The sequence below is a fragment of the Streptomyces sp. NBC_00259 genome, assembly GCF_036181745.1.
GTDB lineage: Bacteria > Actinomycetota > Actinomycetes > Streptomycetales > Streptomycetaceae > Streptomyces > Streptomyces pratisoli.
Window position 1 is genome coordinate 2,033,975 of the sequence record NZ_CP108080.1, and the last position, 24,947, is coordinate 2,058,921.

The window sequence follows — 24,947 nt, forward strand, 5'->3', positions numbered from 1 at the left end:
TACGGTGAGTTTGCCTACCGGGGGGACGTTCCCCGGGCCCCTGAAAGGAGACCCCGGTGCCGGTCCTTCCTGGAGCCGAGCCGTACCGCCACGAGGGTGGCGAGATCGGCGTCCTTCTCTGTCATGGATTCACCGGTTCCCCGCAGTCGCTGCGCCCGTGGGCGGAGTATCTGGCGGCGCGGGATCTGACCGTGTCGCTGCCGCTGCTCCCCGGACACGGCACCCGCTGGCAGGACATGGCGCTCACCGGCTGGCAGGACTGGTACGCGGAGGTGGACCGGGAGCTGCGGACGCTGCGCGAGCAGTGCAGCCAGGTCTTCGTCTTCGGGCTCTCCATGGGCGGCGCGCTGACCCTGCGGCTGGCGGCCAAGCACGGCGATGCGATCAGCGGCATCGTCGTCGTCAACCCGGCGAACAAGGTGCACGGACTCTCGGCGTACGCGCTGCCCGTGGCCCGCCACTTCGTCCGGACCACGAAGGGGCTGACGAGCGACATCGCCAAGGAGGGCGTGGAGGAGGTCGGCTACGACCGGGTGCCGCTGCACGCCGCGCATTCCGTGCGGAACTTCTTCCGTCTGGTCGACGGTGAGCTGCCGCAGGTCACCCAGCCGATGCTGCTGCTGCACAGCCCGCAGGACCATGTGGTGCCGCCCGCGGACTCCGCCAGGATCCTCGGCCGGGTCTCCTCGACGGACGTCCGGGAGGTCCTGCTGGAACAGAGCTACCACGTGGCGACGTTGGACCACGACGCGGAGCGGATTTTCGAGGAGAGCCACGCGTTCATCGGCCGCCTCGCTCCGAGCGTCGGCAAGAAGGGAAGCACGACAGGTGGCTGAGCAGCACGACGCGGACCGGGAGCGGGATCCGGAGCCGCAGCCCATCGACGAGGAAGCCGCCTGGGCGGCGATCGTCGCCGGGTACGGAGAGGAGCCGGCGGACCCGCCGGGGGCGAAGCCGTTCAAGTCGGTGGAGGACCTCGCGGGTCTTCAGAAGCCGGTGCTCAACGACCTGCCCGGGAGCCGTGGCGTCGAGGACGACGGGGCCGGCGACCACAGCGGGGACGGCGGGGACGGCGAGGAGGACGACCGGGGGCCGAAGCGGCCGCTCGGCGGCTCGATCGTGTTCGCGCCGGGTGTCGGCATGGGCGCGGGCCCGCGTGACTACCAGGTCGACGAGGCGAGCGACGACGACCTCGACGAGACCGACGAGGGCCACTTCGTGCCGCCGGAGCCGCCGCCGCTGCCGGAGGCCGACACGACCGCGAAGTTCGCCTGGCTGGCCGTGATCGGCGGCCCGGTGCTGCTGCTGCTCGCCGTGATCCTGCAGTGGGACATGACGTGGTGGCTCACGACGCTCGGCGTCGGCGGCTTCCTCGGGGGCTTCGTCACCCTCGTGGCCCGGATGTCGCAGGGGGACGACGAGGACGACGACGATCCGGGGCGGGGCGCGGTGGTCTAGGGCCGGCCTTTCGGCCCCTGGCGGCGGCCCCTGGCACCGTCGGCCCCTGGCAGCGTCGGCTCCGGAGCGTCGGGGCCGCGGTGGGTCCGGTCAGCCGGTGGCGGGGATCCTCAGCGCCGCCAGCACCGGGAGGTGGTCGGTGGCTGCGGTGAGATCGGCTTCCGCGACGCCCGGGAGGCCCCGTGGGACGCCGCAGCCGAGGACTTCGATGCCCTGGGTGGCGAAGATCGCGTCGATGCGCTGGTGCGGGTCGGCCGGCGTCGAGGTGTACTCGGCGCCCCAGGGGCTGACCGCCCAGCAGTCCTGGAGCCCGGCCGCGAGCCGCCGGAAGCCGCGCCCGTCCGGCCGGTCGTTGATGTCGCCCGCGGCGATCGCGTACGGCACGTCCATCGCGGCGAGGCGGTCGAGCAGCACCCCGGCCTGGGCGTAGCGCTCGTCGCTCTGCAGGCTCAGATGGCAGCTGAGCAGTCCGACGCGGGCGCGGCCGAAGCGTACGACGGCGGTGGCGAAGCCGCGGCGGTGCAGGCCGGGGGTGAGCGGCAGCAGCACGTCCTCGGTGCGCTCGACGGTCGCCCGCAGCGAGCACAGCAGCAGGGGGCCCGCGGCGGTGGCGCCGCCGCCCAGCATCACCAGCTCGCTCTTGGCGGCGAGGCGTGCGGCGTGCTTGCGCCAGCGGAAGAAGCGGGGGGCTTCCTGGATGAAGACGAGGTCGGGGCGGCAGGCGCGGATGACGCGGGCGAGGGCGTCCTCGTCGTCGCGCAGGGAGCGGATGTTGTAGCTGAGGGCGCGGACGACGGCTGAACCGTCGGACTCGGTGCGGGAATTGGGCAGCGGTCGCGTCTCGGACGTCACCATGCGCCACAAGATAACGGGCCCCGGCCCCCGTTGCCCGGCGCGCCGCGTCGCCCGCGGCGGGCGCACACGCAGGAGCCGCGTCCGAGCACACGGCCGTAGCCCTGGGGACCCTCGGGGAGACGCCATCCGCGGAACCACCGACACCTGCCCGCAGAGCGCGAGCCCCCGCCACAGACCCGGCCGCACGAACCGCGCTTCCCGGCCCGTCCGGCATCCGAGGAGACGGCCGAAAAGCCGCGCGGCTCTGGAGGCGTCGCCTCCAGAGCCGTCAACACGCCCGCCCGCAGGGCAAGCAAGGGTGCGGTGGGGTGTCAGCCCTGCCTGGCCAGGTCGGCCGCGCCGACGAGGCCCGCCTTGCCGCCCAGTTGCGCCGCGAGGACCTGCGCGTGCGGGCGCCACTGGGCGCCGATCAGCCATCGCCGGAAGGACTTGCGGATCGGGTCGAGGACCAGTTCGCCCTCGTCCGAGACTCCGCCGCCGACGATGAACGCCGAGGGGTCGAAGAGCGACGCGAGGTCGGCCAGTCCCGCGCCGGCCCAGCGGGCCAGTTCGCGGAAGGAGTCGATCGCGACCTTGTCGCCCTGCCGTGCCGCGGCGCTGACGTGCTTGCCCTCGATGCCGGCGGGGGTGCCGTCGCCGAGACCGAGCAGGATCTCGGCCATCTCGGGCGTCGCCATCGCGCGCTGGCGGGCGTACCGCACGAGGGCGCGTCCGGACGCGTACTGCTCCCAGCAGCCCTGGCTGCCGCAGCCGCACAGCAGACCGTCGGGAACGACCCGGATGTGCCCGAACTCCGCGGCCACGCCGAAGCGTCCGCGGCGCAGCTTGTTGCCGATGATGATGCCGCCGCCGAGGCCGGTGCCGAGCGTGATGCAGATGACGTCGTCGTGTCCCTGGCCCGCGCCGAAGCGGTACTCGCCCCACGCCGCCGCGTTCGCGTCGTTCTCCACGACGACGGGGAGGCCGACCCGCTGCTCGACCTTGTCCTTCAGCGGCTCGTGCCGCCAGTCGATGTTCGGTGCGAAGAGGACGGTGGCACGCTTGTCGTCGACGTAGCCGGCGGCGCCGATGCCGACTGCCTCGATGTCGTGTCCCTTACCGGCTCCGGTGACGGCCGCGCAGATCGCATCCACGATGCCCTCGGCGGTCGGCGGAGTGGGCACCGTGTGTGTCTCGAGAATGGTGCCCTCTTCGTCGACCACGCCGGCCGCGATCTTGGTGCCGCCGATGTCGACGCCGATGGTGAGTCCCATGTGTCCCTCAGTTTTCGGTCGAGCCCCGCTAAGGCCAACCGTACCGGAGGGAGTCCTGGCCTCAGTCCAGGTCGATCTTCTCGCTCGGACCGGGCCCCTCGTCCCGTCGGTCGTTACGGTCGGTCCCGTCCGTGCGGTGGTCCGGTCGGCCGGACGTCCCGCCCCGGGTCCAGCGGCGCTCCTGCCCTTCCACGGCGGAGCGGTACGCGGCCAGCAGCTCGTTGCCCGCGGCCGCGAGATGGTCGAAGACCTGCGGGTTGCGCTCGATGACCGGCTCCACGGCCGACTTCGCCTGGTTGATGAACTGCTGCACCGCTCCCTGCGCGGCCATGCCGAGCAGCGGGTTCTGCAGCGACGAGACCTTGTCGGCGACCGCGTCGAGGAGCTTGCGCAGTTCCTCGCCCGCGGTGCCGGTGGTCTGCCCGTGCTCCTCGCGGCGGCGGGCCCGCTCCGCCGCCAGGTCCTCGGCGCACGCCGTCGCCCATGCGTCGGCGTCGACGGCGGGACGTTCGGTGGCATCGCTCATGGCGTACTCCTAGGAAAGTTCTTCGTACGTCGACGGTACCCGAACGGCAGGGGACGGTTCAGCGGCTCCTCGGCGGTTCAGCGGCCCTTCGGCGGCTCAGCGGCCCTTCGGCCACAGGCCGGGATCCGGCAGGAACCGGACCCTGAGCTCGCCGTCCCTGAGGCCGGCGCCGGTGACGGTGCAGCGGCGCAGCACGGACGGCAGCGGGAGGATCCGGCGGAACGGGCCGACGGTGACGAACAGTTCGTCGTCCCGGCGGACCAGCTGCAGCTGCTCCTTGACGGCTCCGGGCAGCGGCAGCCGCCAGACCAGCACACCGTCGTCGGCCCTGCGGTCCTCGACCGTCCAGCCCTTCCCGGGGACCGGGTCGCAGGTGCGGCCGGTGGGCTCGTCGATCAGCTCGTCGAGGTCGGCAAGTTCCTGCGGGTCGTGCCCCGCGTGGGGCACCTCCTGGACCGGTATGCCGCCGAACTCCTCGCGCCACTCCTTGATCGCGCTCTGCTGCCGCCCCGAGAGCGCCGCGAGGAAGGGTTCGGCGGACCCGGTCGGCAGGATCCGGTTGGCGATCACCATGTCGAGGGCCGGGCCGTGCAGGCCGAGCCCGAGCCGGGCCGTGCGCAGGGCGCGACCGGCCGCGGCGGAGCCGGGCTCGGCCACCAGCCGTACCGACGTGTCCGGGCTCTCGACCAGCGCCTGGACGAGGGCGAGCTCCGCGTCCCAGCGGGCGGCCGTCTCGTAGAGCCACTGCGCGGGCATCGGCACGCCCGCGAGCTGGGCGAGCACGGGGCGTAGCGAGCGGGCGGCCTGCCGTTCCACGGGCAGCAGCCGCCGGAGGTAGCGCCGCAGCTGCTCGGGGAGGGCGAGCAGGGCGATCGCCTGACGTACCGGGGGAAGATCGACGACCACGAGGTCGTGGTCGCCCTCGGTGGCCGTCTTGAGGGCGCGGAGCAGCGCGAACTGTTCGCTGCCCGGCAGCTCCGTGAGCTCCCCGTCCTCCAGGGGGACGGCCCCGAGCAGGTCGAGGGCGGCGTCGGCCCGGTCCTGGAAGCTGAGGAACTCGCGCCGGAAGTCGGCGTCGGAGTCCACGCGGACGACGGTCAGACCCGTCACGCCCGCGTCGTCTTCGGCCGGGACCGGGACATCGCGTCCGGCCGGGACCGGGACATCGGGTCCGCCCGGGGCCAGGACATCGGCTCCGGGCGAGGCCAGGACATCGGGTCCGCCCGGGGCCAGGACATCGGCTCCGGGCGAGGCCAGGACATCGGGTCCGCCCGGGGCCAGGACATCGGCTCCGGCCCGGACCGGGACACCGGCTCCCGCGGCCACGCCGGTTCCCGCGAGCGCGTCGGCCGGTTCGGTGGTCAGCAGCAGAACCCGTTCGCGCCGCCGCGCCCCGGCGAGTGCGAGGGCGGTGGCGACGGTGGTCCGGCCGGCCCCGCCGGTGCCGGTGACGAAGACGGTGCGCATGGAGGGGGGATCAGGCCTTCGGGCCGGACTCGACGCGCTTCTTCAGACCGGCCAGGGCGCGGTCGATGATGACCTTCTCCGCCTTGCGCTTGATCATCCCGAGCATGGGGATCTTGACGTCGACGGTCAGCTGGTACGTGACCTCGGTGTGCTCGCCGCCGCCGACCGGCGCCAGTGTGTAGGAGCCGTCCAGGGCGCGCAGCATCTGGGACTTGACCAGCGTCCAGGAGACCTGGTTGTCGCCGGTCCAGGTGTAGGCCAGGGTGTGGTCGTCCTTGATCGCGCCGGCGTCGAGCACCAGCCGGACCTGGAGGGCGCGGCCCTGGTCGTCCTTCTCCAGGACCTCGGTCTCCTTCACCTCGCCGGTCCACTCCGGGTAGCGCGCGAAGTCGGAGATCACCCCCATCACATCGGCCGGTGCCGCGTCGATGGTGATGCTCGAGCTGGTGTGTTCCGCCATCGCCGGGCTCCTCCAGTGATCTCCGGACAGGGTTGCGGTCAGCAATCTATCGTGACCGGGCCCGTCACCATTCCAGGGCCCACGGCCGCCCGGTCGCCGCGAAGTGCCCGACGTTCACGCACTCGGTCGCGCCGATCCGCATGCGCCGCGCCAGCGGCTGGTGCACATGCCCGAAGAGGGAGTACCTGGGCCGGATCCGGTGGATGGCGTCGAGCAGTGCCCGGCTGCCGCGCTCGAAGCGGCGGGCGACCGTGTCGTACGTCAGCTCGGGCACCTCCGGCGGGATGTGCGTGCACAGGACGTCGACCTCGCCGAGGGCCTCGACCTTCGCCGCGTACTCCTCGTCGGAGATCTCGAACGGCGTGCGCATCGGGGAGCGCAGACCGCCGCCGACGAAGCCGAAGACGAGTCCGTCCAGCTCGACGCGCTGGCCGTCGAGGACGGTGGTGCCGGGGCGCGCGTACTCGGACCACAGGTGCGGGATGTCGACATTGCCGTAGGTGGCGTATGTCGGGGTGGGGAACGCGGCGAACATCTCCGTGTACTGCTTGCGCACGGCGGCGAGGATCGCGGCGTCGCGGTCGAGTCCGGCCCAGAGCCGGCGGCCCAGCTCGCGGGCCTCCTCGAAGCGGCGGGCGGTGCGCAGTTCGACGATACGGTCCGCGTTCTCGACGCCGAAGAGGTCGGGGAAGATGCCGCGGGAGTGGTCGGCGTAGTCGAGGAAGAGCACCAGGTCACCGAGGCAGATCAGGGCGTCGGCCCCGTCGCCCGCGCCGGCGAGGTCCGCGGCGTTGCCGTGCACGTCACTGACCACATGAACTCGCATGGTGATCACCCTAGAGTCGTCGGGCAGCGGTGGGTAGAGGAGGCCGGACCTGCGGTTACTGCCGAACCGTCCATAGGGTGGAATAGTGTTCGCCACGGTGCGGCACAGCGGTGTGACGCAGGGAACATCTGGCCGGTGCCCCTATCCGGAACCAAGTACTCATGGGTAACGTCCGGGCAGTCCCCGGTGCGTTCACACAGAGCCGTGGCGCCGGCGCCCGATGAGGAGCAGCAGTCTTGCGCGAGTTCAGCCTTCCGGCCCTGTACGAGGTCCCCACGGACGGCAATCTGACGGATCTCATCCGCCGCAACGCGACGCAGCATCCCGACGTCGCGGTCATGGGCAGAAAGGTCGCCGGTGCCTGGACCGATGTGACCGCCACACAGTTCCTCGCCGAGGTGCGGGAGGCCGCGAAGGGTCTCGTCGCCGCCGGGGTGAGCCCCGGTGACCGGGTCGCCCTGATGTCGCGTACCCGCTACGAGTGGGTGCAGCTGGACTTCGCGATCTGGAGCGCCGGCGGCGTGACCGTGCCGGTGTACGAGACCAGCTCGGCCGAGCAGGTGCAGTGGATCCTCGGCGACTCCGGTGCGGTCGCGGTGATCGTGGAGAGCCCGGCGCACGCGGCGGCCGTGGAGTCCGTACGCGAGAGCCTGCCGGCCCTTCGGCACGTCTGGCAGATCGAGGACGGCGCGATCGACCGGCTGACCGCGGCGGGTGCGGAGGTCTCGGACGAGACGCTCGACGCGCGCGGTGCGGTCACCAAGGCCGACGACCCGGCGACGATCGTCTACACCTCGGGCACCACGGGCCGCCCCAAGGGCTGTGTGCTCACGCACCGCGCGTTCTTCGCGGAGTGCGGCAACCTGGTCGAGCGGCTCAAGCCGCTGTTCCGCACCGGTGACAGCTCGGTCCTGCTCTTCCTGCCGGCCGCGCACGTCTTCGGCCGCATGGTCGAGATCGCGTCCGTGATGGCGCCGATCAAGCTCGGCTGCGTTCCGGACATCAAGAACCTCACCGACGAGCTGGCGGCCTTCCGCCCGACGCTGATCCTCGGTGTGCCGCGCGTCTTCGAGAAGGTCTACAACTCGGCGCGGGCGAAGGCCCAGGCGGACGGCAAGGGCAAGATCTTCGACAAGGCCGCGAACACGGCGATCGCGTACAGCCGCGCCATCGGCACCCCGCAGGGCGCCCCGCTCGGGCTGAAGCTCAAGCACAAGGTGTTCGACCGGCTGGTGTACAGCAAGCTGCGTGCGGTGCTGGGCGGACGCGGCGAGTTCGCGGTCTCCGGCGGTGCGCCGCTGGGTGAGCGGCTCGGTCACTTCTTCCGCGGCATCGGCTTCACCGTGCTGGAGGGCTACGGCCTCACGGAGTCCTGTGCGGCGACGGCGTTCAACCCGTGGGACCGGCAGAAGATCGGTACGGTCGGGCAGCCGCTGCCGGGTTCGGTGGTGCGGATCGCCGACGACGGCGAGGTGCTGCTGCACGGCGAGCACATCTTCACCGGCTACTGGAACAACGAGGCGGCGACGGCGGAGGCCCTGGCCGACGGCTGGTTCCACACCGGTGACATCGGCACGCTCGACGAGGACGGCTATCTCGCGATCACCGGCCGGAAGAAGGAGATCCTGGTGACGGCGGGCGGCAAGAACGTCGCCCCGGCGGTCATCGAGGACCGTATCCGGGCTCACGCGCTGGTCGCGGAGTGCATGGTGGTGGGTGACGGGCGGCCGTTCGTGGGCGCGCTGGTCACGATCGACGACGAGTTCCTGGCCCGCTGGGCTGCCGACAACGGGAAGCCGGCCGGTTCGACGGCCGCTTCGCTGCGCGACGACGCAGACCTGCTGGCGGAGATCCAGCGGGCGGTGGACGAGGGCAATGCCGCGGTATCCAAGGCGGAATCGGTGCGGAAATTCCGCATTCTCACCTCCCAGTTCACGGAGGAGGCCGGCCACATCACGCCGTCGCTGAAGCTGAAGCGGAATGTGGTGGCGAAGGACTACGCCGACGAGATCGAGGCGATCTACCGCGCGTAGTCCTCTGCCAGGACGCGGGCCATGTTGCGCTCGGCGAGCGCGGTGATGGTGACGAACGGATTGACACCGATGGAGCCCGGGATCAGGGCTCCATCGGTGACGTACACCCCTGGGGCGCCGCGCACCCGGCCGTAGTCGTCGGTGGCCCTGCCGAGCACGCAGCCGCCGAGCGGGTGGTACGTGAAGTCGTCGGCGAAGGTCTTGTTGCCGCCGAACAGGTCGTACCGGTAGATGGTGGCGTTCCTGAGGTTGATGCGGTCGAAGAGCTTCCTCGCCGCGTTGACGGAGACCTGACTCTGCGCCTGTGACCAGTCGAGTCGCGCGGAGTCGGTGGCGGCGTCGTAGGTGAAGGTGCCGCGTTCGGGGTTTCTCGTGATCGCCAGGTAGAGGCTGATCCAGTGCTCGAAGCCCATCGGGAGCGGGGCGATCTCGGCGAAGACCGGGTTGGCGGTGTTGGACCGGTCGTCGATGCCCATGACCGGCATGGTCGCCTGGTTGGCGCCGACGGTGTCCCACAGGTGGTTGGCACGGGCCGTCATGACGTTGCCGTTGGTGCCCCAGCCCTTGCCGATGTGCTCGCTGAGGTCCGGCAGCGTGCCCGACTCCCGGGCGCGCAGCAGGAGTTCGGTGGTGCCGAGGCTGCCGGCGCCGAGGAAGAGCCGGGTGCAGCCGATGTCGCGGGTGGCGACGACCTTGCCGGTCGTGTCGATGCGGTCGGCGGTGACGACGTACGTGCCGTCGGGCTGCCTTCGTACGGCGCGGGCCCGTTGGAGGGTCTCGATGGCGACGTTGCCGGTGCCGAGCGCGGCGGCGAGATACGTCTTGTCGAGGCTGCGCTTTCCGTGGTTGTTGCCGTAGATGACCTCTCCGCCGAGGGCGGACCTGACGGCCTGGCCCGCGGCTTCGCGCTGCATGTAGCCGAAGTCGTAGACGTTGGGCACGAAGGTCGTCCCGAGGCCGGTGTTGGCGGCGTGCTTGCGGGAGATCCGGGTGAAGCGGTACCACTCGGTGGACTCGAACCACGCCGGGTCGATGGTGTTGACGCCCAGCATCTGACGGGCGCGCGGGAAGTACGTGTCGTACATCGCGTTCGCGTCGACGGTCGGCAGCACCTCGGTGAAGTACGCGCGTTCCGGGGTGACGGCCATGCCGCCGTTGACGAGGGACCCGCCGCCGACGCCGCGCCCCACGTAGACGGACATGTTGGCGAAGCGGACGCGGTCGAGCACGCCGGGGTAGGGGCTGATGTCCTTGTTGACGACGTCGAGCCAGAGGAACTGCGCGAGCGGGGCCTCGGTGCGGGTGCGGAACCACATGGAGCGGTGGTCCGGGGCGCCGGTGGCGCAGAACAGCTTTCCGTCGGGGCCCGGGGTGTCCCAGAGCCGGCCCATCTCGAGTACGAGGGTGGGGATTCCGGCCTCGCCGAGGCGAAGGGCGGTGACGGCGGCGCCGTATCCGGAGCCGATGACGAGAGCGGGGGTGTGGTCGGTGGCCTGCGCGGCCCGATCTCTCTGCGCGGCCTGTGCGGGGGTGGCCGTGATGCGCGTGAGGCCGAGCGCGGCGGCGGTCTGGAGGGCGCCGAGACCCAGTAAGTGACGGCGCGTCAGATGTGGTGTCATGGTGCGCAGCATGTGCGGACTTTTCGGTTCCGCCTATCCACCGCGTGAAGCTTTTTTCGCGGGCACGCAAGAGTGCCGATTCCGCCAGGGCCGGGCGGAGGCGCCCGCAGGGGCGCCCGTACGGCCGGACGCACCCGCCGGACACCCGCTAGAGCAGCGCCCTGAGGCGGTCCGCCAGGAGGTCCCGGCGCCAGCGCTCCTCGACCCACTCACGGCCCCGCTCCCCCATGCGCCGGCGCAGGTCCGGGTCCTGGAGCAGGGTCACGATCCGGTCCGCCGAGTCCCCGGGCGAGCCACCCCGTACGACCCACCCCGTCTCACCGTCGAGCACGGCGTCCGGTGCGCCGCCGGAGTCGCCCGCGACGACCGGGAGGCCGGTGGCCGAGGCTTCCAGATAGACGATGCCGAGGCCCTCCACGTCCAGCCCTCCGCGCCGCGTACGGCACGGCATGGCGAAGACGTCACCGGCGCCGTAGTGCGCGGGCAGTTCCTCCCAGGGCACGGAGCCGGTGAACCGCACGGACGCGGCCACCCCCGTCGCCTCGGCCAGCTTGCGCAGGTCGTTCTCGTACGGGCCGCCGCCGACGATCAGCAGCACCGCGTCCGGCACCTTCGCCAGGATCGCGGGCATGGCCAGGATCAGTGTGTCCTGGCCCTTGCGCGGCACCAGCCGGGAGACGCAGACGACCACCGGGCGGTCGGTGAGCCCGAGCCGCTCGCGGACCGTGTCCCCGCCCGAGCCCGGGTGGAAGGTCTTCTCGTCGACGCCCGGCGGCAGTTGCACCATCCGTCCGGCCGCCTCGGGCGTCAGCGCCGCGGCGATCCGCGAGCGCGTGTACTCACCGAGGTAGGTGATCGTGTCCGTGCCCTCGCCGATCCGGCGCAGCAGCTGCCGGGAACCGGGCAGCTGCGCCCAGCCCGCCTCGTGCCCGTGCGTGGTCGCGACGAGCCGCCGGGCTCCCGCCCTGCGCAGCGCGGGTGCCATCAGGCCGAGCGGCGCGGCGGCCCCGAACCACACCGACGTACAGCCGTGCTCCCGCAGCAGTCCCACCGCCCGCCGGGTGACGCGCGGCGTCGGCAGCAGCATGGTGGTGCGGTCGCGGACCACCGTGAAGGGCTGCTCGGCGTCGAAGTCGGCCGTCGCCTCGACGCCCTCGCGGCCGCGCTTCCAGGTGGACGCGTAGACGACGAGCTGTTCGGGGTCCAGGCGCAGCGCCATGTTGTGCAGGAACGCCTGGATGCCGCCGGGGCGCGGCGGGAAGTCGTTGGTCACGATCAGGGTCTTCTCCATCGCCGCCGACAGTACCAACGGCGGCCGTGCCTCTTCGCACGCGTACGGCCCTACCGGGCATCATGACAGTTCGGGGCGTACGGGAACGGATCAGGATGAGGTGGCCATGAAGGGTGCGGTCGGCACGGGCCTGTCCGTCCTGGCCTGGGCCCTCACCAGGACCTTGGTGCTGCTCTGGGTCCTGAAGGTCCTGGTCGTCCGGGGCCCCGATGTGACCAGCGACGTCGCGGTGATCTACCAGGGCTGGTACGAGGTCCTGAGGACCGGCACGTACCCGGTGGACGATGTCACCTGGCAGTATCCGCCCGCCGCCGCCCTGGCGATCCTCTCCCCCGCCCTGCTGCCCTTCCTGGACTACGTCTCCGCCTTCTTCGTGCTCGCGCTGGTCTGCGACGCGGCGGTGCTCGGGCTCCTGCTGTACGCGGGGCGGCGGCCCGGGAAGTCGATGAAGGGGGCCTGGGTCTGGGTCGCGGGGGTCCCGCTGCTCGGTCCGACCGCGTACGCCCGCTACGACCTGATGGTGACGGCGGTCGCGGTCGCGGCCCTCTTCGCGGCCGCGCGCCGGCCGCGGCTCGCAGGGGCGCTGGCCGGGTTCGGCGCGCTGCTGAAGGTGTGGCCGGTGCTGGTGCTGGCCGGGATGCGCAAGGGCCGTTCCTGGATCGCGGCGGGGGTGACGGCGGCCGGCCTGCTGCTGGTGTTCGCGGCGGCGATGCCCGGGGCGCTGGCGTTCCTCGGTTTCCAGCGGGACCGGGGCACGGAGGTCGAGTCGCTGGGCGCGCTGGTCTTCCATGTGGCCCGGCATGTCGGCTGGGAGGGCCAGGTGCTGCTCAACTACGGCTCGGTCGAGTTCCTCGGGCCGTACGTGCCGCAGGTCAGCGCGACGGCGCTCGGGCTGTCGGTGGTGGCCTTCGCCTGGCTGGCGGCGTGGCGGCTGCGGGCCAGGCGGTTCACGGCGGGCACCACGGCCGACGCGGCGTTCACGGCGGTGCTGCTGTTCACGATCACGAGCCGGGTGATCAGCCCGCAGTACATGATCTGGCTGGTGGGTCTGGCCGCGGTCTGCCTCGCGTTCCGGTCGAGCCGGATGGCGGTGCCCGGATGCCTGGTGCTGGCGGCCACGGGGCTCACGTTCCTCGGGTTCCCCGTCTGGTTCGACCTGGTGGTGGCGAGCGACGCGAGGGGCATCGCGGTGCTGGCGGCGCGCAACGGTCTGCTCGTCGTGGCGGCGCTCATGGCCTGCCGGCGGCTGTGGACGAGCACGGTCCCCCGGCCCGCGGAACCCGCACGGCGACGGGGCCGGCGGCCGCTGCCCGCTCAGCCCGCCCGCGACAAGGAGCCCGTCGAGCCCTGACGCCGACGCGTCCCCGGCCCGCCGGAACGGCGGGGCGGGCGCCGACGCCCGTATCTCCGGCGCGCGGGCCCGGTCCGACGGCGATCGCGGGCGGACGCACCGGCCGGCGGCCGTGCTCAGGTCGGACTCGGCGGCCCAGGTACGGCCCGGCGGCTCGGGTCGGACTCGGCGGCCCAGGTACGGCTCGGCGGCGGTACCGCTCGGCGGCTCAGGTCAGGCGTTCGCGTACGTACTCGCGCCAGCCCGCGGTGAAAGCCTCCATGCTCGTGCCGAGCACCTTGTTCAGCGCGGATTCGAGCGCGGACTCCCGCGCGCCCTCGCGCGGTTCCGCGTCGCCCACCGCGCGGTAGAGGGCCCGCAGCCGGCCCTCGTCCCATCGCTCGGCGATGAACTCGCAGGCCAGCCAACCGCTCCCGTAGGCACGGCCCAGCGCCTCCGCGTCGGCGCCGAAGGCGAAGTCGGCGTCGGCGGGGAGGCGGGCGGGCGGATCGCCGCGGCGGACCGCCCGCTGGAGCTCCGGGGCGGTCTCGGCGGCCGTGCGGCCGGTCCCGCGGTAGGCGGCCCAGTCGGCGAAGCCCTCGGAGAGCCACACCGGCGTGGTGGCGGAGGTGTGCGCCCTGGTCGCCACGTGCGCGGTCTCGTGTGTGAGGACGACACGGCGGCCGACATCGCCGAGCACTCCGTACGCCTCCGGGTTGACGATCACCCGGTCGGCCCGGACCGCCGCGCTCCCTCCGGTCTCGCCCGTGGTGACCGCCGCGATGCCCTTGTACCCCTCGGCCGGCGCCCCCAGCAGCCGTCCCATCGCGTCCAGCGACGCCGGCACCAGGACCACCACCCGTCCCGCCCAGCGCTCGGGCCAGGCCGCCGACACCGCGGGCACGGCGCGATCGGCGTCCGCCGCGATCTCCCGCAGCCGCGCCGGGCGCTGGCCGACGCCGAGGACCAGGCTGCGGGCGCTGCGCACCACCTCGATGTCGCCCTGCTGCCAGAGGTGCTGCCCTTCGCCGCGACCGGGGCGGTCGGCCGTGACGTACCAGCGGCCGCCCCGCTCGGTCAGGTCCAGGCTGCGGTCGGCGGTCACGGGCGCGCTGTCGTACCCGTCGAACCGGTAGCTCAGTTCGGCCTCGACCGTGGCCCGGTCACCGGAGCGCCGTACATCGGTGAGCCGGTACTCCCAGGAGCGCAGCGGTACGTCGGCCAGGCTGGCGAGCTCGCTTCGCCCGGCCTCCCGCAGCTGCCGCGCGGCGGGGTCGAGCGCGGCCAGGTAGCCGTCCTCGTCGTTCCGGAGGACCGCCGCGGCCCGGGCGTCGAGCGTCCGCTGGATGTCATGGCCCGCGGTGTCCGGCCCCTCGGGATCCGTGCAGCCGCCCGTCAGGAGCAGCCCGGCGGCGACGAGCGACGCCGTACGTCGTCCCGCCGCTCGCCCGAAGAACCCCTGACCGGCCACCCTGCCGATCGTATGCGAGCGGACCGGAAGGGACGGAGAGCGACAGTCGGGCACTCAGGGGCGCGTCACCGAGGCGATCGGCATCATGCCGACGGGGTCGTAGCGCACCCCGGCCCCCGGATAGGGCGCGTGGACGACCTGGCCGTTGCCGACGTACATGGCGACATGGCTGGCGTCGGAGCGGTAGGTGACGAGGTCGCCGGGCCTGGCCTGCGACAGCGGCACCTGCAGTCCGGCGTACCGCTGTGCCTGGGAGGTGCGCGGCAGTCCGACGCCGGCCTGCGCGTAGGACCACTGGGTGAGCCCGGAGCAGTCGAAGCCGTGCGGGCCGTTCGCGCCCCAGACGTAGGGCCTGCCGACCACGCTCTGCGCGGCGGCCACCGCCGCGGCCGCCCGCGCGGACGCCGGACCCGCGCCGCCCGACAGGTCCGGCACGGCCCGGCCGGAGCGCGACGCCCGGTCGTAGGCCTCGCGCTCCGTCCTCGGAAGGGAGTTCAGCAGCCGCTGGGTCTCCGCGAGCTTCGCCTCGATCGTGCGCTTGTGGCGGGCCAGGGCGGACCGGGTGCGTTCCAGCTCGGCCAGCTTCCGGGTGGCCTCGGACCGCTCCTGGCCGAGCCTGCGCTGGGCCCGCCGGAGCTCCTGAAGGGCCTCCGACTCGCGTTCGCTGAGCCGGTCGAGGACCGCGGCCTTGTCGAGATACGTGTCGGGGTTCCCGGAGAGCAGGAGGGCGAGGGCGGGATCCATGCCGCCGGAGCGGTACTGGGCGCCGGCCACCGAACCGAGCGTGCTGCGCATCCGGTTGATGTGCTCCTGGCCGCGTGCCGCCCTGTCCTGCGCCCGGGCCACCTCTTCGCGGAGTTCGTCCGCGTGCTCCTCCGCCTGGTTGTACTGCTCCGTGGCCTTCTCGGCCTGCTCGTACAGCCGGTCGACCTTGGCCCGGGTCGACTCGGGGCTGTCGGCCGGGTCGGCGCCGGCCGGTGCGCTGCCGAGGGCGGCCGCGGCGGTCGCCGCCGCGGCCGAAAGGAGGGTGACCCGGGCACCCCGGTTGAAACCGGACGCTGAGGGTCGGCGATGGGACGCCACAGGAGCCGTACTCCCTTCCGCTGGACGCAGCCTGAGCGGCTGCTGCGCGGCAGACAGTAACGGCGGGGACACGGACCGGCCAAAAGCGGCAATGGGCACAAACAGTGACGCCCCGACGGAGACCACAGGTCACCGGCGGGGCGTACCGTCAGCGGAGGATGCCGTAATTCGCCCGAATGGGCGCCAGTCGGGAGGGCGTGGGAGCCGTCAGATCCGGACGCCGAACTGGAAGGTGCCCATGTAGTCCATCGACTCGTAACGGACGGAGGCACCCGGCTTCGGGGCGTGCAGGATCTGGTTGTTGCCCGCGTACAGACCCACGTGCGAGAGGCTGTTGAAGAAGACCAGGTCGCCGGGCTTGAGCTGGCTGCGGCCTATCCTCACGCCGTCGTTCTGCTGGGTGTAGGTGGTCCGGGAGATACCGACGCCGGCCTGGCGGTACGACCACTGCGTCAGCCCGGAGCAGTCGTAGGAGTTCGGGCCCTCGGCGCCGGAGACGTACGGCTTGCCGATCTGGGTCGCGGCGGCGTTGAGAGCGGCGGCGCCGCGCTGGGAGGCCGGAACCTCGTTGCCCAGGTCGACGCGGTCACCCGCGGCGCGGCTGGCGCGCTGCTCCTCCTCCTGCATCTTCGCCCGCTCCGCGGCGGTCAGGGTGTTGAGGAGCTTCTGCGCGTCTGCGAGCTTGCCCTGGAACTTCTTCTTCTTCTCGCCCAGCGTCTTGCGGACGTCCTCGAGGTCACCGAGCTTGCGGGCGGCCTCGGCGCGCTCCTGGGCGAGGGTGCGCTGCTTGGACTGGATGTTCTCCAGCGCGGCGGTCTGCTTGGCCCCGAGCTGGTCCATCGCGGACGCCTTGTCGAGGTAGGTGTCCGGGTCACCGGAGAGGAAGAGCTGGACGGACGGGTCGATACCACCGGAGCGGTACTGGGCGCTCGCCACCGAACCGAGGCTGTCCCGCAGGGTGTTGAGCTCGTCCTGACCGCGGGCGACCTTGTCCTGGATCGCGCCGATCTCCTTCTGGAGCTTGGTCTGCTGCTCCTTGGCCCCGTTGTACTCCTCGGTGGCCTTCTCCGCCTCGTGGTAGAGGGCGTCGACCTTCGCCTTGACCTCGTCCTTGCTCGGCTTCGCCGGTGCGGCCTGCGCGGCCTGGGAGGTGAGGGCGACGGCCGCTGCGGCGGTCGCGGTGAGCACGGTCACACGGGTGCGGCTCGGCTGCTTGGGTCGACGGTGGGACGCCACGAAGGCGAGCTCCTTCTTCCTCAGCCGCCTGCCGGGCTGTGGGGGGTTGAATCCCCGGCTCACGCCTGTCCAGCACCCCCGCGTAAATCGGGCTGAACTACGTGAAATCGGCGGTTCCTTCACTGCCATCCCGGATGGATGATCAACCGTGCGAAGGTTCGAGGCCTGACCCTAGTGACCTTCCTGTGATCAGTTCAAATCCTCATCAGAAAAATCTGGCCCACGAAGCGCATTCTTTACACACATCACACGGGCAGTAGTGACGACTTGACGGTGCGTTCCGCGAAATCGGGCATTAAGCCCAGGAGTTACGAGACTCGCTAGACGCGCGAAAGCCGCTTCAGCAACATTGCGGACGGGACCGGGCGGGCTCCCGCCTTGGCGACTCCGTCGGCGACCTCACGGTCGGTCGAGACCACGACGACGGGACGGCCGGGCGGCTCGGCCCGGACGAGCTGGCGGATGAGCTCGTCCGCGGTCACCCCGGGCTTGGAGAACAGCACCCGCACCCCGCGCGGCGGCGCCAGCAGCACCGGAGCCGCCAGCTCAGCCCCGTCGAAGACACAGGTGATCTCGGCGCCCGTCTGCGCGGCGAGCATCGCCAGACCGCCGAGCAGCCGCAGCCGCTGCTTCTCCAGCGGCATCGTCGGATAGCCGGTCTTGGTGACGTTGTAGCCGTCCACGAGGAGATGCACCTGGGGCAGCGCGAGCAGCTGGTCCAGCAGCGCCGGGTCGGTCTCGGACAGCGCCCGCGCCGCGATGTCCTTCGGGGTCATACGGCCCGGCTCGACCGCGTCGACGGTGTCGGCGGGATGCAGGGACACCGGAGGCAGGGCCAGTTCACGGCGCAGCCCCGAGGCCGCGTCCAGCACGGTGTCCAGCAGCAGCCGCACCCGCATGTCCTCGATCGAGCGGCCCTCCCGGGAGGCCCTGCGGCCCGCCTCGACCGCGGCCTCCGCCTCACCGAGCCTGGCCTTGAGCCGGCGCGCCTCGCTCTCGGCCGCGGACACCTGGGCGTGCGCCTCGGCCTTGGCGGCCTCGGCCTCGGCGCGGGTGCGGCGCACCGCGGCCTCGCCGCGCTTCACATCGCTCTGGGCGCTGCGCAGCTTGCGGTGAAGCGATTCGGCTTCCTTGCGGGCGGCGTCCAGTTCGGTGCGCAGCCGCTCGGTCTCGGCCCTGGTCCCTGCCTTCAGCCGGTCGAGTTCCTCGCGGAGCCGCTCCAGCTCGCGCCGGCTCTCCTCGTCGGCGCGCTCGGCGTCCGCGCGCTGGGCCTCCTCGCCCGCGGCGGCCACCAGCTTCACCCAGCCCGCCGGGCGCAGCACATAGGCGGCCGCGGCCACGTCGACGGGGTCCGCGGCAGCGGGCGCGGTCCCCGTCTCCAGCGCACCGGTCAGCTCCGGCTGCGACTCCCGCAGCCGTTCGCCGATGCGCTGCCGGAACAGCGGGTCGCCCTCCAGGGCCGCGGCCATGGCGTTGCCCGCGAACTTCGCGCGGCGCGTCGGGGTGAAGCGGGCGTACTGCCGCAACTGGGTGGGAAGTTCGTTGACGGTCAGCCCGCCGAAGGCGTCCGAGACCAGGGCGACGACACGTCGCCGTACACCTTCCGGCAGCGGGCGGTCGAGCGCCTCGGCGGCGTCGCCGGCACCGGCCGGCCCGGCGCCGCTGTCAGGCTGCTCCACGATCCGTCACCCCACTGTTCCTCCGTACGGGTCCGCACGGCTCCGCTCAGGAGTCGCCGCCCGGCCTGTCCACCAGTTCGATCTGATCCACGGCGTTGCACCAGCGACAGCGGACCGACTCGATGGTCTCACTGACCACCTCGCGCTCCTCCACCTTGGGCTCGCCCGCCAGGTCCAGATGGACGTACTCGACGACCTTGGACGAACGGGTCACGTCGAAGCGGGTCAGATTGCCGCACAGGGTGCAGCGCCACCGGGTGCCTGCCGTCGGCATGGGTACCGTCGTCATCGTGCCGTCCTCGTCTCTTCGTGCGTACTGCCCGTAACCCTACGACCTCACCGGTCCGCCGTGACACGGCGAGGCAGTCTGCCCCCTTCGGTCCCGGTACGCCATGCTCTGGTCATGATCGATCGGTGGACAGCGGCGAGGAGCGCGTTGAGGGGTCCCTCCGTGACCTACGGAGTGATCGGTCTGTGCAGTCTGCTCTTCGTCATCGGCCCGGTCTCCGGGCTCAACCCGTCCTACGGCACCGGGGACACTCTGCTCGCCGCGCAGACCGTCCACTTCGAACGCTGGGGCGTCATCCCGAGCGAGCTGCTGCGCGGCTCCCCCCGGGCCCTCCTCACCCCGCTCACCGCGCTCTTCGTGCACGGAAGCTGGCTCCATCTGCTGGGCAACATGCTGTTCCTCTATGTCTTCGGGGCGATGGCCGAGGAACGCATGGGGCATGTGCAGTTCGCCCTCTTCTACGTCGGCTGCGGCTATCTCGCGCTCGTCGCCTACGCGGCGGCCAACGCGGAGTCGGACCACACACTGGTCGGCGGGTCCGGAGCGATCTCGGGAGTGCTGGGCGCCTTCCTGTGCCTCTTCCCGAGGGCGCGGGTGACCAGCCTCTACCCCTTTCTGTTCTTCCTGCCGCTGCGCTTCCCCGCGTGGATCGTGCTGATCTTCTGGTTCACGCTGCAATGGCTGGCGGAGGCACAGAGCACGTCGACGGGTCCCGGGGTGGCGTATCTGGCGCATCTGGTGGGGTTCGGGATCGGGTTCCTCTACGCGTGGGGCCGATTCCGGCAGGCGGCTAGAGTGAAAGCCCAAGCAGCGGCCACCGAGGGAGAAAGACAGCCGTGATCACCGCGATCGTGCTCATCAAGACCAGCGTGGACCGCATTCCCGAGATCGCCGAATCGATCGCCGCCCTGGACAGCGTCAGTGAGGTCTTCTCGGTCACGGGTACGTACGACCTGATCGCCATGGTCCGCGTCGCCAAGCACGACGACCTGGCCGACGTCATCCCGGGCAGCATCAGCAGGATCCCGGGCGTCGAGGCGACGGACACGCACGTCGCGTTCCGCACGTACTCCCAGCACGACCTGGAGGCGGCCTTCGCGATCGGCCTCGACGCGTAGGCGCGTCCGGCTCGCCCTCGGGCCGGGCTCCTGCCCGGCCACGTGGCCGCCGACGGTGACACCGCCCTCGGCCACGCCGTCACCGGCGGCTTCGATCTGATGGTCCTCGACATCGGCCTGCCCGGCCGCGACGGCTTCACCGTGCTGCGGGAGCTGCGCGAGGCCCGGGTGACCCTGCCGGTGATCGTGCTGACCGCCCGCGACTCGGTACGGGACACGGTGGCCGGCCTGGAGGGCGGCGCGGACGACTGGATGACCAAGCCCTTCCGCTTCGAGGAGCTGCTGGCCCGGGTGAGGCTGCGGCTGCGCACGGCGGCCCGCGCCCCCGAGGTCACGATGCTGCGCAGCGGTGACATCGGGCTGGATCTGCGGACCCGCAGGGCGCGCTCGGCCGGGCGCACCGTGGACCTGACGGCCCGTGAGTTCGTCCTGCTGGAGCTGTTCCTGCGCCACCCCGGGCAGGTCCTGTCGCGGGAGCAGATCCTGTCCCATGTGTGGGGGTACGACTTCGCCCCCGGGTCGAACATCGTGGACGTGTACGTCCGCGCCCTGCGCAAGAAGCTGGGCGCCGAGTGCCTGGAGACGGTCCGCGGCATGGGCTATCGCATGCCGTAGCAAACCCGCCCCGTCTCCTCGTCCATGAAGTTCCCTTCACAAACGGCTCATTGGGGACTCACGGCGGGCGTCGAGGCTGATGGTCGTGACCTTCTCCCTCAGGCACACGGCCTGGCTCTGCGCCGCGTTCTCGCTCTGCGCGCTGCTCGCCGTGCCCTCCAACGTCCCGGCCTCGGCGCGGACGCCCGGCTCACGCTCGGCGTCTTCGCCCTCGCCACCTTCGCCTGGATCGCCCTGCCGGTCGACGACACGTATGTCGCGCTGGGCGCCGGACTGGCACTCGCCGCGACCGGTGTGATCAGCAGCGAGACACTGTTCGCGACCCTCGTGATGCCACGGTGTGGCTGTTGATCTGCGCGTTCGTGCTGGCCGCCGCCGTGACCCGGACGGGCCTCGCGGGCCGGGCGGCCGCGTTCCTGGTGAGCGGCGCCAGGACCGTACGGCAACTGGCGCATCTGACGACGGCCGCGCTCGTCGTCACCGCGTTCGCCGTACCGGCCACCTCCGGACGGGCCGCCCTCGCCCTCCCGGTCTTCCTCGCGCTCACCCGGGCGCTCGCCGGCCGCAAGCGGCTGGTGGTGATGCTGGCGCTGCTCTTCCCGACCGTGGTCCTGCTGTCCGCCGTCGCCACGCTCATCGGCGCCGGGGCCCATCTGATCACCGTCAACGTGCTGTGGGAGCGGACCGGTGAGCGGATCGGCTTCGTCGAATGGCTGCTGCTCGGGCTGCCGCTGGCGGTCGTGTCGTCCCATCTCGCGGCCGAGGCCGTGCTGTTGACGACGACCCGGCGCGCCGACCGGCGCGTTCCGGTACGGATCGGCGTGGCACAGCTCCAGCAACACTGCGACGACCCGGCCACTCCGCTCAGCGGCCCGCTGACCACCGCCGAGACCCGCTGCCTGGCGCTGCTCGGCACGGTCGTGACGCTGTGGTGCAGCGAGCCGCTGCACCATGTGCCGCCGGCGCTGGTCGCGCTGATCGGCGCCGTGGTCGCGGTCTCGCCGGCACTCGGCACCGTGGGGCTCAAGGACGGGCTGCGGACGGTGCCCTGGCCACTGCTGCTCTTCATGGCCGCGACCACGGCGACGGGGGTCGCGCTCGCCGAGTCCGGGGCGGCGGACTGGCTGGTCGGCGGGCTGCCGCCGGCCCTGCCCGCGTGGTTCTTCCTCGTCGTGGTGATCGCGGTGTCGACGGCGGCGCATCTGGTGCTGCAGTCACGTTCCGCCCGCTCGTCCGTGCTGGTCCCGCTGGTCGTGGCGGCGGCTGCCGGGGCAGGCGTCAACCCGGTGGCCGCGGCGCTCGCGTCCACCGCCGCGGCCGGGTTCTGTCACACACTGCCGGCCTCCGCGAAGCCCGTCGCGCTCTTCGCCGAGCTGCCCGGCAGCTACACACCGCGCGATCTGCTGCGGCTCTCCGCCGTGCTCGCGCCGCTCACCGCGGCGCTGGTGCTGCTCTTCGTCCTCACCGTGTGGCCGCTGCTCGGCGTGCCCGTACTCCTGGAGAAGCCATGACCGACAGGTTCCCGAGGCCCTACCGCATCGCTGTCGCCCCCAGCGGCTTCAAGGAGTCCCTGTCCGCCGCGCAGGCCGCCGCGTCGATCGCCGAAGGGCTGCTGCGGGTCGTGCCGGACGCCGGGATCGACCTGATCCTGCTGGTCGACGGCGGCGAGGGCACGGCGGCGGCGCTGGCCGCGGCGACGGGCGGGCGGCTCGTGCGTCTCACCGCCACCGGGCCGGTCGGCGAGCCCGTGGGCACGCACCTCGCGCTGCTCGGCCCCGGCACGGCGGTCGTCGAGATGGCCGCGGTCGCCGGGCTGTCCCTCGTACCGCCCGACCGCCGCGATCCCGTGCGCACGACGACGTACGGTGTCGGCGAGCTGATCCGCGCCGCGCTGGACTCGGGCGCCCGCCGCATCCTCGTCGGCTGCGGCGACTCGGGCACGTCGGACGGCGGGGCGGGAGCGCTGCAGGCGCTCGGTGCACGACTGCTGGACGCCGAGGGGCGCGAACTCGGCAGGGGCGGCGGAGAGTTGCTCCACCTGGACCGCATCGACACGGGCGGCCTCGACCCGCGGCTGGCACGCGCCGAGATCCTGGTGGCCTGCAATCCGCACAACGTGCTGTGCGGGGAGCGGGGGGTGGCTCGGGTCTTCGGTCCTCAGAGGGGGGCGACGCAGGCGCAGGTGGAGCGGCTCTCGGCGGGGCTGGAGCGGTGGGCGGCGGTGCTGACGCGCGATGTCCTGCGGGCGCCCTGCCCGCTCCGCCGCTCCTCGGGCACCGACGGGGTACCGTCCGGCGCGGCGTGGCTCGGCGGGCGCTTCGAGGCCGGCCACGGCCCGGGGGACGGCGGAGGTGTGCCCGATCTCCGGCTCTCCCCCGGTACCGGGGCCTCGGGCGGCCTCGGTGCCGGACTCGCCGCCGTCGGAGGGCGGCTGCTGCCTCGGTTCGAGGTGCTCCTCGGCCACCTCGATCTGGACGCACGGCTCGCCGCCGCCGATCTCGTCGTCACCGCCGAGGGCGCCCTCGACGCCCAGACGCCGCACGGCAAGATCCCGGCCGAGGTGGCCCACCGCGCCAAGCGGGCGGGCCGTCCGGTGCTCGCGCTCGCCGGCACGCTGGGGCACGGTGCGCACGAGGTGCGGGCCGTCGGGGTGGACGCGTACAGCTCGATCGTGCCCGCTCCCGTGCCGCTGCGCGAAGCGCTCGGCCGCGCCGGCGAATTCCTCGCCGACGCGGCCGAGCGCGCCATAAGGATGATCCTGCTGGGGACCCGTCTGCCGTCGCCGCTCGCTCAGACCGCGGGCACGCAACGGCCGTCCTCGGTGCGGTAGTTCCACTTCGCACCGTCGCGCACGAGCTCCTTCACCGCCCGGACGAACCGTTCGACGTGCTCGTCCGGCGTACCGGCCCCGAAGCTCACCCGGATCGCGTTCAGCAACCTCTCCCCCGGCTCGGCCTCCGGCGCGCCGCACTCGCCCACGTCCTGCGGGTCGCTGCCGAGCAGGGTGCGGACCAGCGGGTGGGCGCAGAACAGGCCGTCGCGTACGCCGATGCCGTACTCGGCCGAGAGCGCGGCGGCGAAGTGGGAGCTGTTCCAGCCCTCGACCACGAAGGAGATGACGCCGACCCGCGGAGAATCGTCGCCGAACAGCGACAGCACCTTGACCTCGGGGACCTCGGCGAGGCCGTCGCGGACCTTCGTGATGAGGTGCTGCTCGCGCGCGACGAGCGTGCCGAAGCCGGCCTCGGTCAGCGCCTTGCAGGCGGAGGCGATGGAGTAGACGCCGATGACGTTCGGCGAGCCGGCCTCGTGGCGGGCGGCGGTGCTGTGCCACTCGACGTCCACCCCGCCGTCCGTGCGCCGTGCGACCTTCCGTGAGGCGCCGCCGCCCGCGAGGTACGGCTCCGCGTCCTGCAGCCAGTCCGCGCGTCCGGCGAGGACACCGGAGCCGAAGGGCGCGTACAGCTTGTGCCCGGAGAAGGCGACCCAGTCGACGTCCAACTCCCGCACCGAGAGCGGGTGGTGAGGGGCGAGCTGCGCGGCGTCGAGGACGATGCGGGCGCCGTGGGCGTGCGCGGCGGCTGCCAGCTCCCGTACCGGCCACAGCTCACCGGTCACATTGGACGCGCCCGTCACGCAGACCAGCGCGGGGCCGTAGGGGTCGCGGTCGGCGAGCGCCGTCTCCAGGGTCCGCACCGCCTCCCCGTGCGTGCGCGGCGCGTTGAGGTAGGTGACGCGGGCGTCCCTCCACGGCAGCAGGGAGGCGTGGTGCTCCGTCTCGAAGACGAAGACCTGGCAGTCGGCGGGGAGCGCGGCGGCCAGCAGATTCAGCGAGTCGGTCGTGGAGCGGGTGAACACGACCTGGTCGTCGTCCCGGCAGTCCAGGAACTCGTGGACCGTCCCCCGGCTGTTCTCGAACAGGTCGGTGGACAGCTGCGAGAGGTATCCGGCGCCGCGGTGCACGCTGCCGTAGTAGGGGGCGTACGCGGCGACGTCGTCCCACACGCGCTGCAGCGCCGGGGCGCTGGCCGCGTAGTCGAGGGCGGCGTACGTGACTTCGCCACCGGTCACGAGCGGGACGGTGACGTCCCGGCCGAGGACCGGCAGCGGGGCGGCACAGCAGGGGTCGGCGTCGGTGACGGCCGCGGACGTGGCGACGGCGGGGGCAGGGACGGTGACGGCGGGGGCGGCGTCGGGGCGCACGGACATGGCGGTATCTCCCGGGAGGAAAGGGCGAAATGGCTGTGGAGAACCCGTAGGGCGGCTGAACTGCCGCTCGGCATACGGGTGTTGCCTCGACGTACGGCGTGACGGCACGCACGTACGGAGGTGAGGGAA

21 protein-coding genes and 2 pseudogenes are annotated in these 24,947 nt (G+C 72.3%); 9 read left to right on the forward strand and 14 right to left on the reverse strand.

Going from position 1 to position 24,947, the window contains the following annotated elements; translation table 11 throughout:
- The first annotated feature begins 56 nt into the window (after window positions 1-56).
- Together OG766_RS09160 and OG766_RS09165 are read left to right on the forward strand one after the other, a co-directional pair.
- Entirely contained in the window at window positions 57-836 is a 780-nt protein-coding gene (locus OG766_RS09160) for an alpha/beta hydrolase (RefSeq protein WP_266374802.1), read from the forward strand.
- Entirely contained in the window at window positions 829-1,458 is a 630-nt protein-coding gene (locus OG766_RS09165) for a hypothetical protein (protein WP_266374800.1), read from the forward strand. Before OG766_RS09160 ends, OG766_RS09165 begins: the two co-directional genes overlap by 8 nt.
- 90 nt (window positions 1,459-1,548) lie before the next feature.
- On the opposite strand, the gene OG766_RS09170 is transcribed toward OG766_RS09165, so the two are convergent.
- From OG766_RS09170 to OG766_RS09195, 6 genes are all read right to left on the reverse strand, one after another.
- Window positions 1,549-2,313: an endonuclease/exonuclease/phosphatase family protein gene (locus OG766_RS09170; RefSeq protein ID WP_266374798.1), complete on the reverse strand. Its 765-nt coding sequence runs from the start codon at window positions 2,311-2,313 to the stop codon at window positions 1,549-1,551.
- 311 nt (window positions 2,314-2,624) lie between these two features.
- Complete coding sequence (locus OG766_RS09175; RefSeq protein ID WP_266374796.1) at window positions 2,625-3,566, reverse strand: ROK family glucokinase; 942 nt, start codon at window positions 3,564-3,566, stop codon at window positions 2,625-2,627.
- Window positions 3,567-3,627: 61 nt separating this feature from the next.
- Window positions 3,628-4,092: a DUF5304 domain-containing protein gene (locus OG766_RS09180; protein ID WP_266374794.1), complete on the reverse strand. Its 465-nt coding sequence runs from the start codon at window positions 4,090-4,092 to the stop codon at window positions 3,628-3,630.
- 96 nt (window positions 4,093-4,188) lie between these two features.
- Window positions 4,189-5,559, reverse strand: a complete 1,371-nt coding sequence (locus OG766_RS09185; RefSeq protein ID WP_266374792.1) for an ArsA family ATPase — start codon at window positions 5,557-5,559, stop codon at window positions 4,189-4,191.
- 10 nt (window positions 5,560-5,569) lie between these two features.
- Window positions 5,570-6,019, reverse strand: a complete 450-nt coding sequence (locus OG766_RS09190; RefSeq protein WP_266374790.1) for an SRPBCC family protein — start codon at window positions 6,017-6,019, stop codon at window positions 5,570-5,572.
- 64 nt (window positions 6,020-6,083) lie between these two features.
- Window positions 6,084-6,845, reverse strand: coding sequence for a metallophosphoesterase family protein (locus OG766_RS09195; protein ID WP_328724994.1), 762 nt, complete (start codon window positions 6,843-6,845; stop codon window positions 6,084-6,086).
- A gap of 236 nt (window positions 6,846-7,081) precedes the next feature.
- Here OG766_RS09195 and OG766_RS09200 point away from each other — a divergent pair, with 236 nt between their 5' ends.
- The gene (locus OG766_RS09200) at window positions 7,082-8,878 is read left to right on the forward strand and encodes an AMP-dependent synthetase/ligase (protein WP_266374786.1); all 1,797 of its coding nucleotides are present in this window, start codon (window positions 7,082-7,084) and stop codon (window positions 8,876-8,878) included.
- On the opposite strand, the gene OG766_RS09205 is transcribed toward OG766_RS09200, so the two are convergent.
- Together OG766_RS09205 and OG766_RS09210 are read right to left on the reverse strand one after the other, a co-directional pair.
- Entirely contained in the window at window positions 8,866-10,497 is a 1,632-nt protein-coding gene (locus tag OG766_RS09205; RefSeq protein ID WP_328724995.1) for a GMC oxidoreductase, read from the reverse strand. The two genes, OG766_RS09200 and OG766_RS09205, sit on opposite strands and share 13 nt — an antisense overlap.
- A gap of 148 nt (window positions 10,498-10,645) precedes the next feature.
- Entirely contained in the window at window positions 10,646-11,788 is a 1,143-nt protein-coding gene (locus OG766_RS09210; protein ID WP_328724997.1) for a glycosyltransferase family 4 protein, read from the reverse strand.
- 106 nt (window positions 11,789-11,894) lie between these two features.
- Between OG766_RS09210 and OG766_RS09215 the strand changes: the two genes are divergently transcribed.
- Window positions 11,895-13,139 carry a glycosyltransferase family 87 protein gene (locus OG766_RS09215; protein ID WP_328724999.1) on the forward strand — a complete coding sequence of 415 codons (1,245 nt, stop codon included), beginning with the start codon at window positions 11,895-11,897 and terminating at the stop codon, window positions 13,137-13,139.
- Window positions 13,140-13,347: 208 nt separating this feature from the next.
- Here the strand turns inward: OG766_RS09215 and OG766_RS09220 are convergent, their stop codons facing one another.
- The 5 genes from OG766_RS09220 to OG766_RS09240 form a co-directional block, all read right to left on the reverse strand.
- Entirely contained in the window at window positions 13,348-14,589 is a 1,242-nt protein-coding gene (locus tag OG766_RS09220) for a hypothetical protein (RefSeq protein WP_328725000.1), read from the reverse strand.
- Between the two features lie 54 nt (window positions 14,590-14,643).
- Window positions 14,644-15,672, reverse strand: coding sequence for a C40 family peptidase (locus tag OG766_RS09225; RefSeq protein ID WP_266374776.1), 1,029 nt, complete (start codon window positions 15,670-15,672; stop codon window positions 14,644-14,646).
- Between the two features lie 207 nt (window positions 15,673-15,879).
- On the reverse strand, window positions 15,880-16,908 hold the full coding sequence (locus tag OG766_RS09230) for a C40 family peptidase (protein WP_266374774.1): 1,029 nt from the start codon (window positions 16,906-16,908) through the stop codon (window positions 15,880-15,882).
- 320 nt (window positions 16,909-17,228) lie between these two features.
- Window positions 17,229-18,587, reverse strand: a complete 1,359-nt coding sequence (locus OG766_RS09235) for an NYN domain-containing protein (protein WP_423247022.1) — start codon at window positions 18,585-18,587, stop codon at window positions 17,229-17,231.
- A gap of 46 nt (window positions 18,588-18,633) precedes the next feature.
- On the reverse strand, window positions 18,634-18,876 hold the full coding sequence (locus OG766_RS09240; protein ID WP_266374772.1) for a hypothetical protein: 243 nt from the start codon (window positions 18,874-18,876) through the stop codon (window positions 18,634-18,636).
- A 114-nt stretch (window positions 18,877-18,990) separates the two neighbouring features.
- On the opposite strand from OG766_RS09240, the gene OG766_RS09245 reads away from it, so the two are divergent.
- The 5 genes and pseudogenes from OG766_RS09245 (at window position 18,991) to OG766_RS09265 (ending at window position 23,439) form a co-directional block, all read left to right on the forward strand.
- Window positions 18,991-19,716 carry a rhomboid family intramembrane serine protease gene (locus tag OG766_RS09245; RefSeq protein ID WP_266374770.1) on the forward strand — a complete coding sequence of 242 codons (726 nt, stop codon included), beginning with the start codon at window positions 18,991-18,993 and terminating at the stop codon, window positions 19,714-19,716.
- Window positions 19,713-19,994 carry an Lrp/AsnC family transcriptional regulator gene (locus OG766_RS09250; RefSeq protein ID WP_266374768.1) on the forward strand — a complete coding sequence of 94 codons (282 nt, stop codon included), beginning with the start codon at window positions 19,713-19,715 and terminating at the stop codon, window positions 19,992-19,994. Before OG766_RS09245 ends, OG766_RS09250 begins: the two co-directional genes overlap by 4 nt.
- A gap of 42 nt (window positions 19,995-20,036) precedes the next feature.
- Window positions 20,037-20,609 (forward strand): annotated as a pseudogene (locus OG766_RS09255) (response regulator transcription factor); the annotation flags it as partial.
- A gap of 79 nt (window positions 20,610-20,688) precedes the next feature.
- Window positions 20,689-22,120 (forward strand): annotated as a pseudogene (locus OG766_RS09260) (SLC13 family permease).
- A complete protein-coding gene (locus OG766_RS09265) occupies window positions 22,117-23,439 on the forward strand; it encodes a glycerate kinase family protein (RefSeq protein ID WP_328725002.1) in 1,323 nt (440 codons plus the stop codon). Before OG766_RS09260 ends, OG766_RS09265 begins: the two are co-directional and overlap by 4 nt.
- Here the strand turns inward: OG766_RS09265 and OG766_RS09270 are convergent.
- The gene (locus tag OG766_RS09270) at window positions 23,400-24,818 is read right to left on the reverse strand and encodes an aminotransferase class V-fold PLP-dependent enzyme (RefSeq protein WP_328725003.1); all 1,419 of its coding nucleotides are present in this window, start codon (window positions 24,816-24,818) and stop codon (window positions 23,400-23,402) included. The genes OG766_RS09265 and OG766_RS09270 overlap by 40 nt on opposite strands.
- Window positions 24,819-24,947 lie beyond the last annotated feature (129 nt).

Coding starts and splice junctions, on each gene's coding strand:
- OG766_RS09170 (WP_266374798.1), bottom strand. CDS start 2,313: ATGGTGACGTCCGAGACGCGACCGCTGCCCAATTCCCGCACCGAGTCC.
- OG766_RS09175 (WP_266374796.1), bottom strand. CDS start 3,566: ATGGGACTCACCATCGGCGTCGACATCGGCGGCACCAAGATCGCGGCC.
- OG766_RS09180 (WP_266374794.1), bottom strand. CDS start 4,092: ATGAGCGATGCCACCGAACGTCCCGCCGTCGACGCCGACGCATGGGCG.
- OG766_RS09185 (WP_266374792.1), bottom strand. CDS start 5,559: ATGCGCACCGTCTTCGTCACCGGCACCGGCGGGGCCGGCCGGACCACC.
- OG766_RS09190 (WP_266374790.1), bottom strand. CDS start 6,019: ATGGCGGAACACACCAGCTCGAGCATCACCATCGACGCGGCACCGGCC.
- OG766_RS09195 (WP_328724994.1), bottom strand. CDS start 6,845: ATGCGAGTTCATGTGGTCAGTGACGTGCACGGCAACGCCGCGGACCTC.
- OG766_RS09205 (WP_328724995.1), bottom strand. CDS start 10,497: ATGACACCACATCTGACGCGCCGTCACTTACTGGGTCTCGGCGCCCTC.
- OG766_RS09210 (WP_328724997.1), bottom strand. CDS start 11,788: ATGGAGAAGACCCTGATCGTGACCAACGACTTCCCGCCGCGCCCCGGC.
- OG766_RS09215 (WP_328724999.1), top strand. CDS start 11,895: ATGAAGGGTGCGGTCGGCACGGGCCTGTCCGTCCTGGCCTGGGCCCTC.
- OG766_RS09240 (WP_266374772.1), bottom strand. CDS start 18,876: ATGACGACGGTACCCATGCCGACGGCAGGCACCCGGTGGCGCTGCACC.
- OG766_RS09245 (WP_266374770.1), top strand. CDS start 18,991: ATGATCGATCGGTGGACAGCGGCGAGGAGCGCGTTGAGGGGTCCCTCC.
- OG766_RS09265 (WP_328725002.1), top strand. CDS start 22,117: ATGACCGACAGGTTCCCGAGGCCCTACCGCATCGCTGTCGCCCCCAGC.
- OG766_RS09270 (WP_328725003.1), bottom strand. CDS start 24,818: ATGTCCGTGCGCCCCGACGCCGCCCCCGCCGTCACCGTCCCTGCCCCC.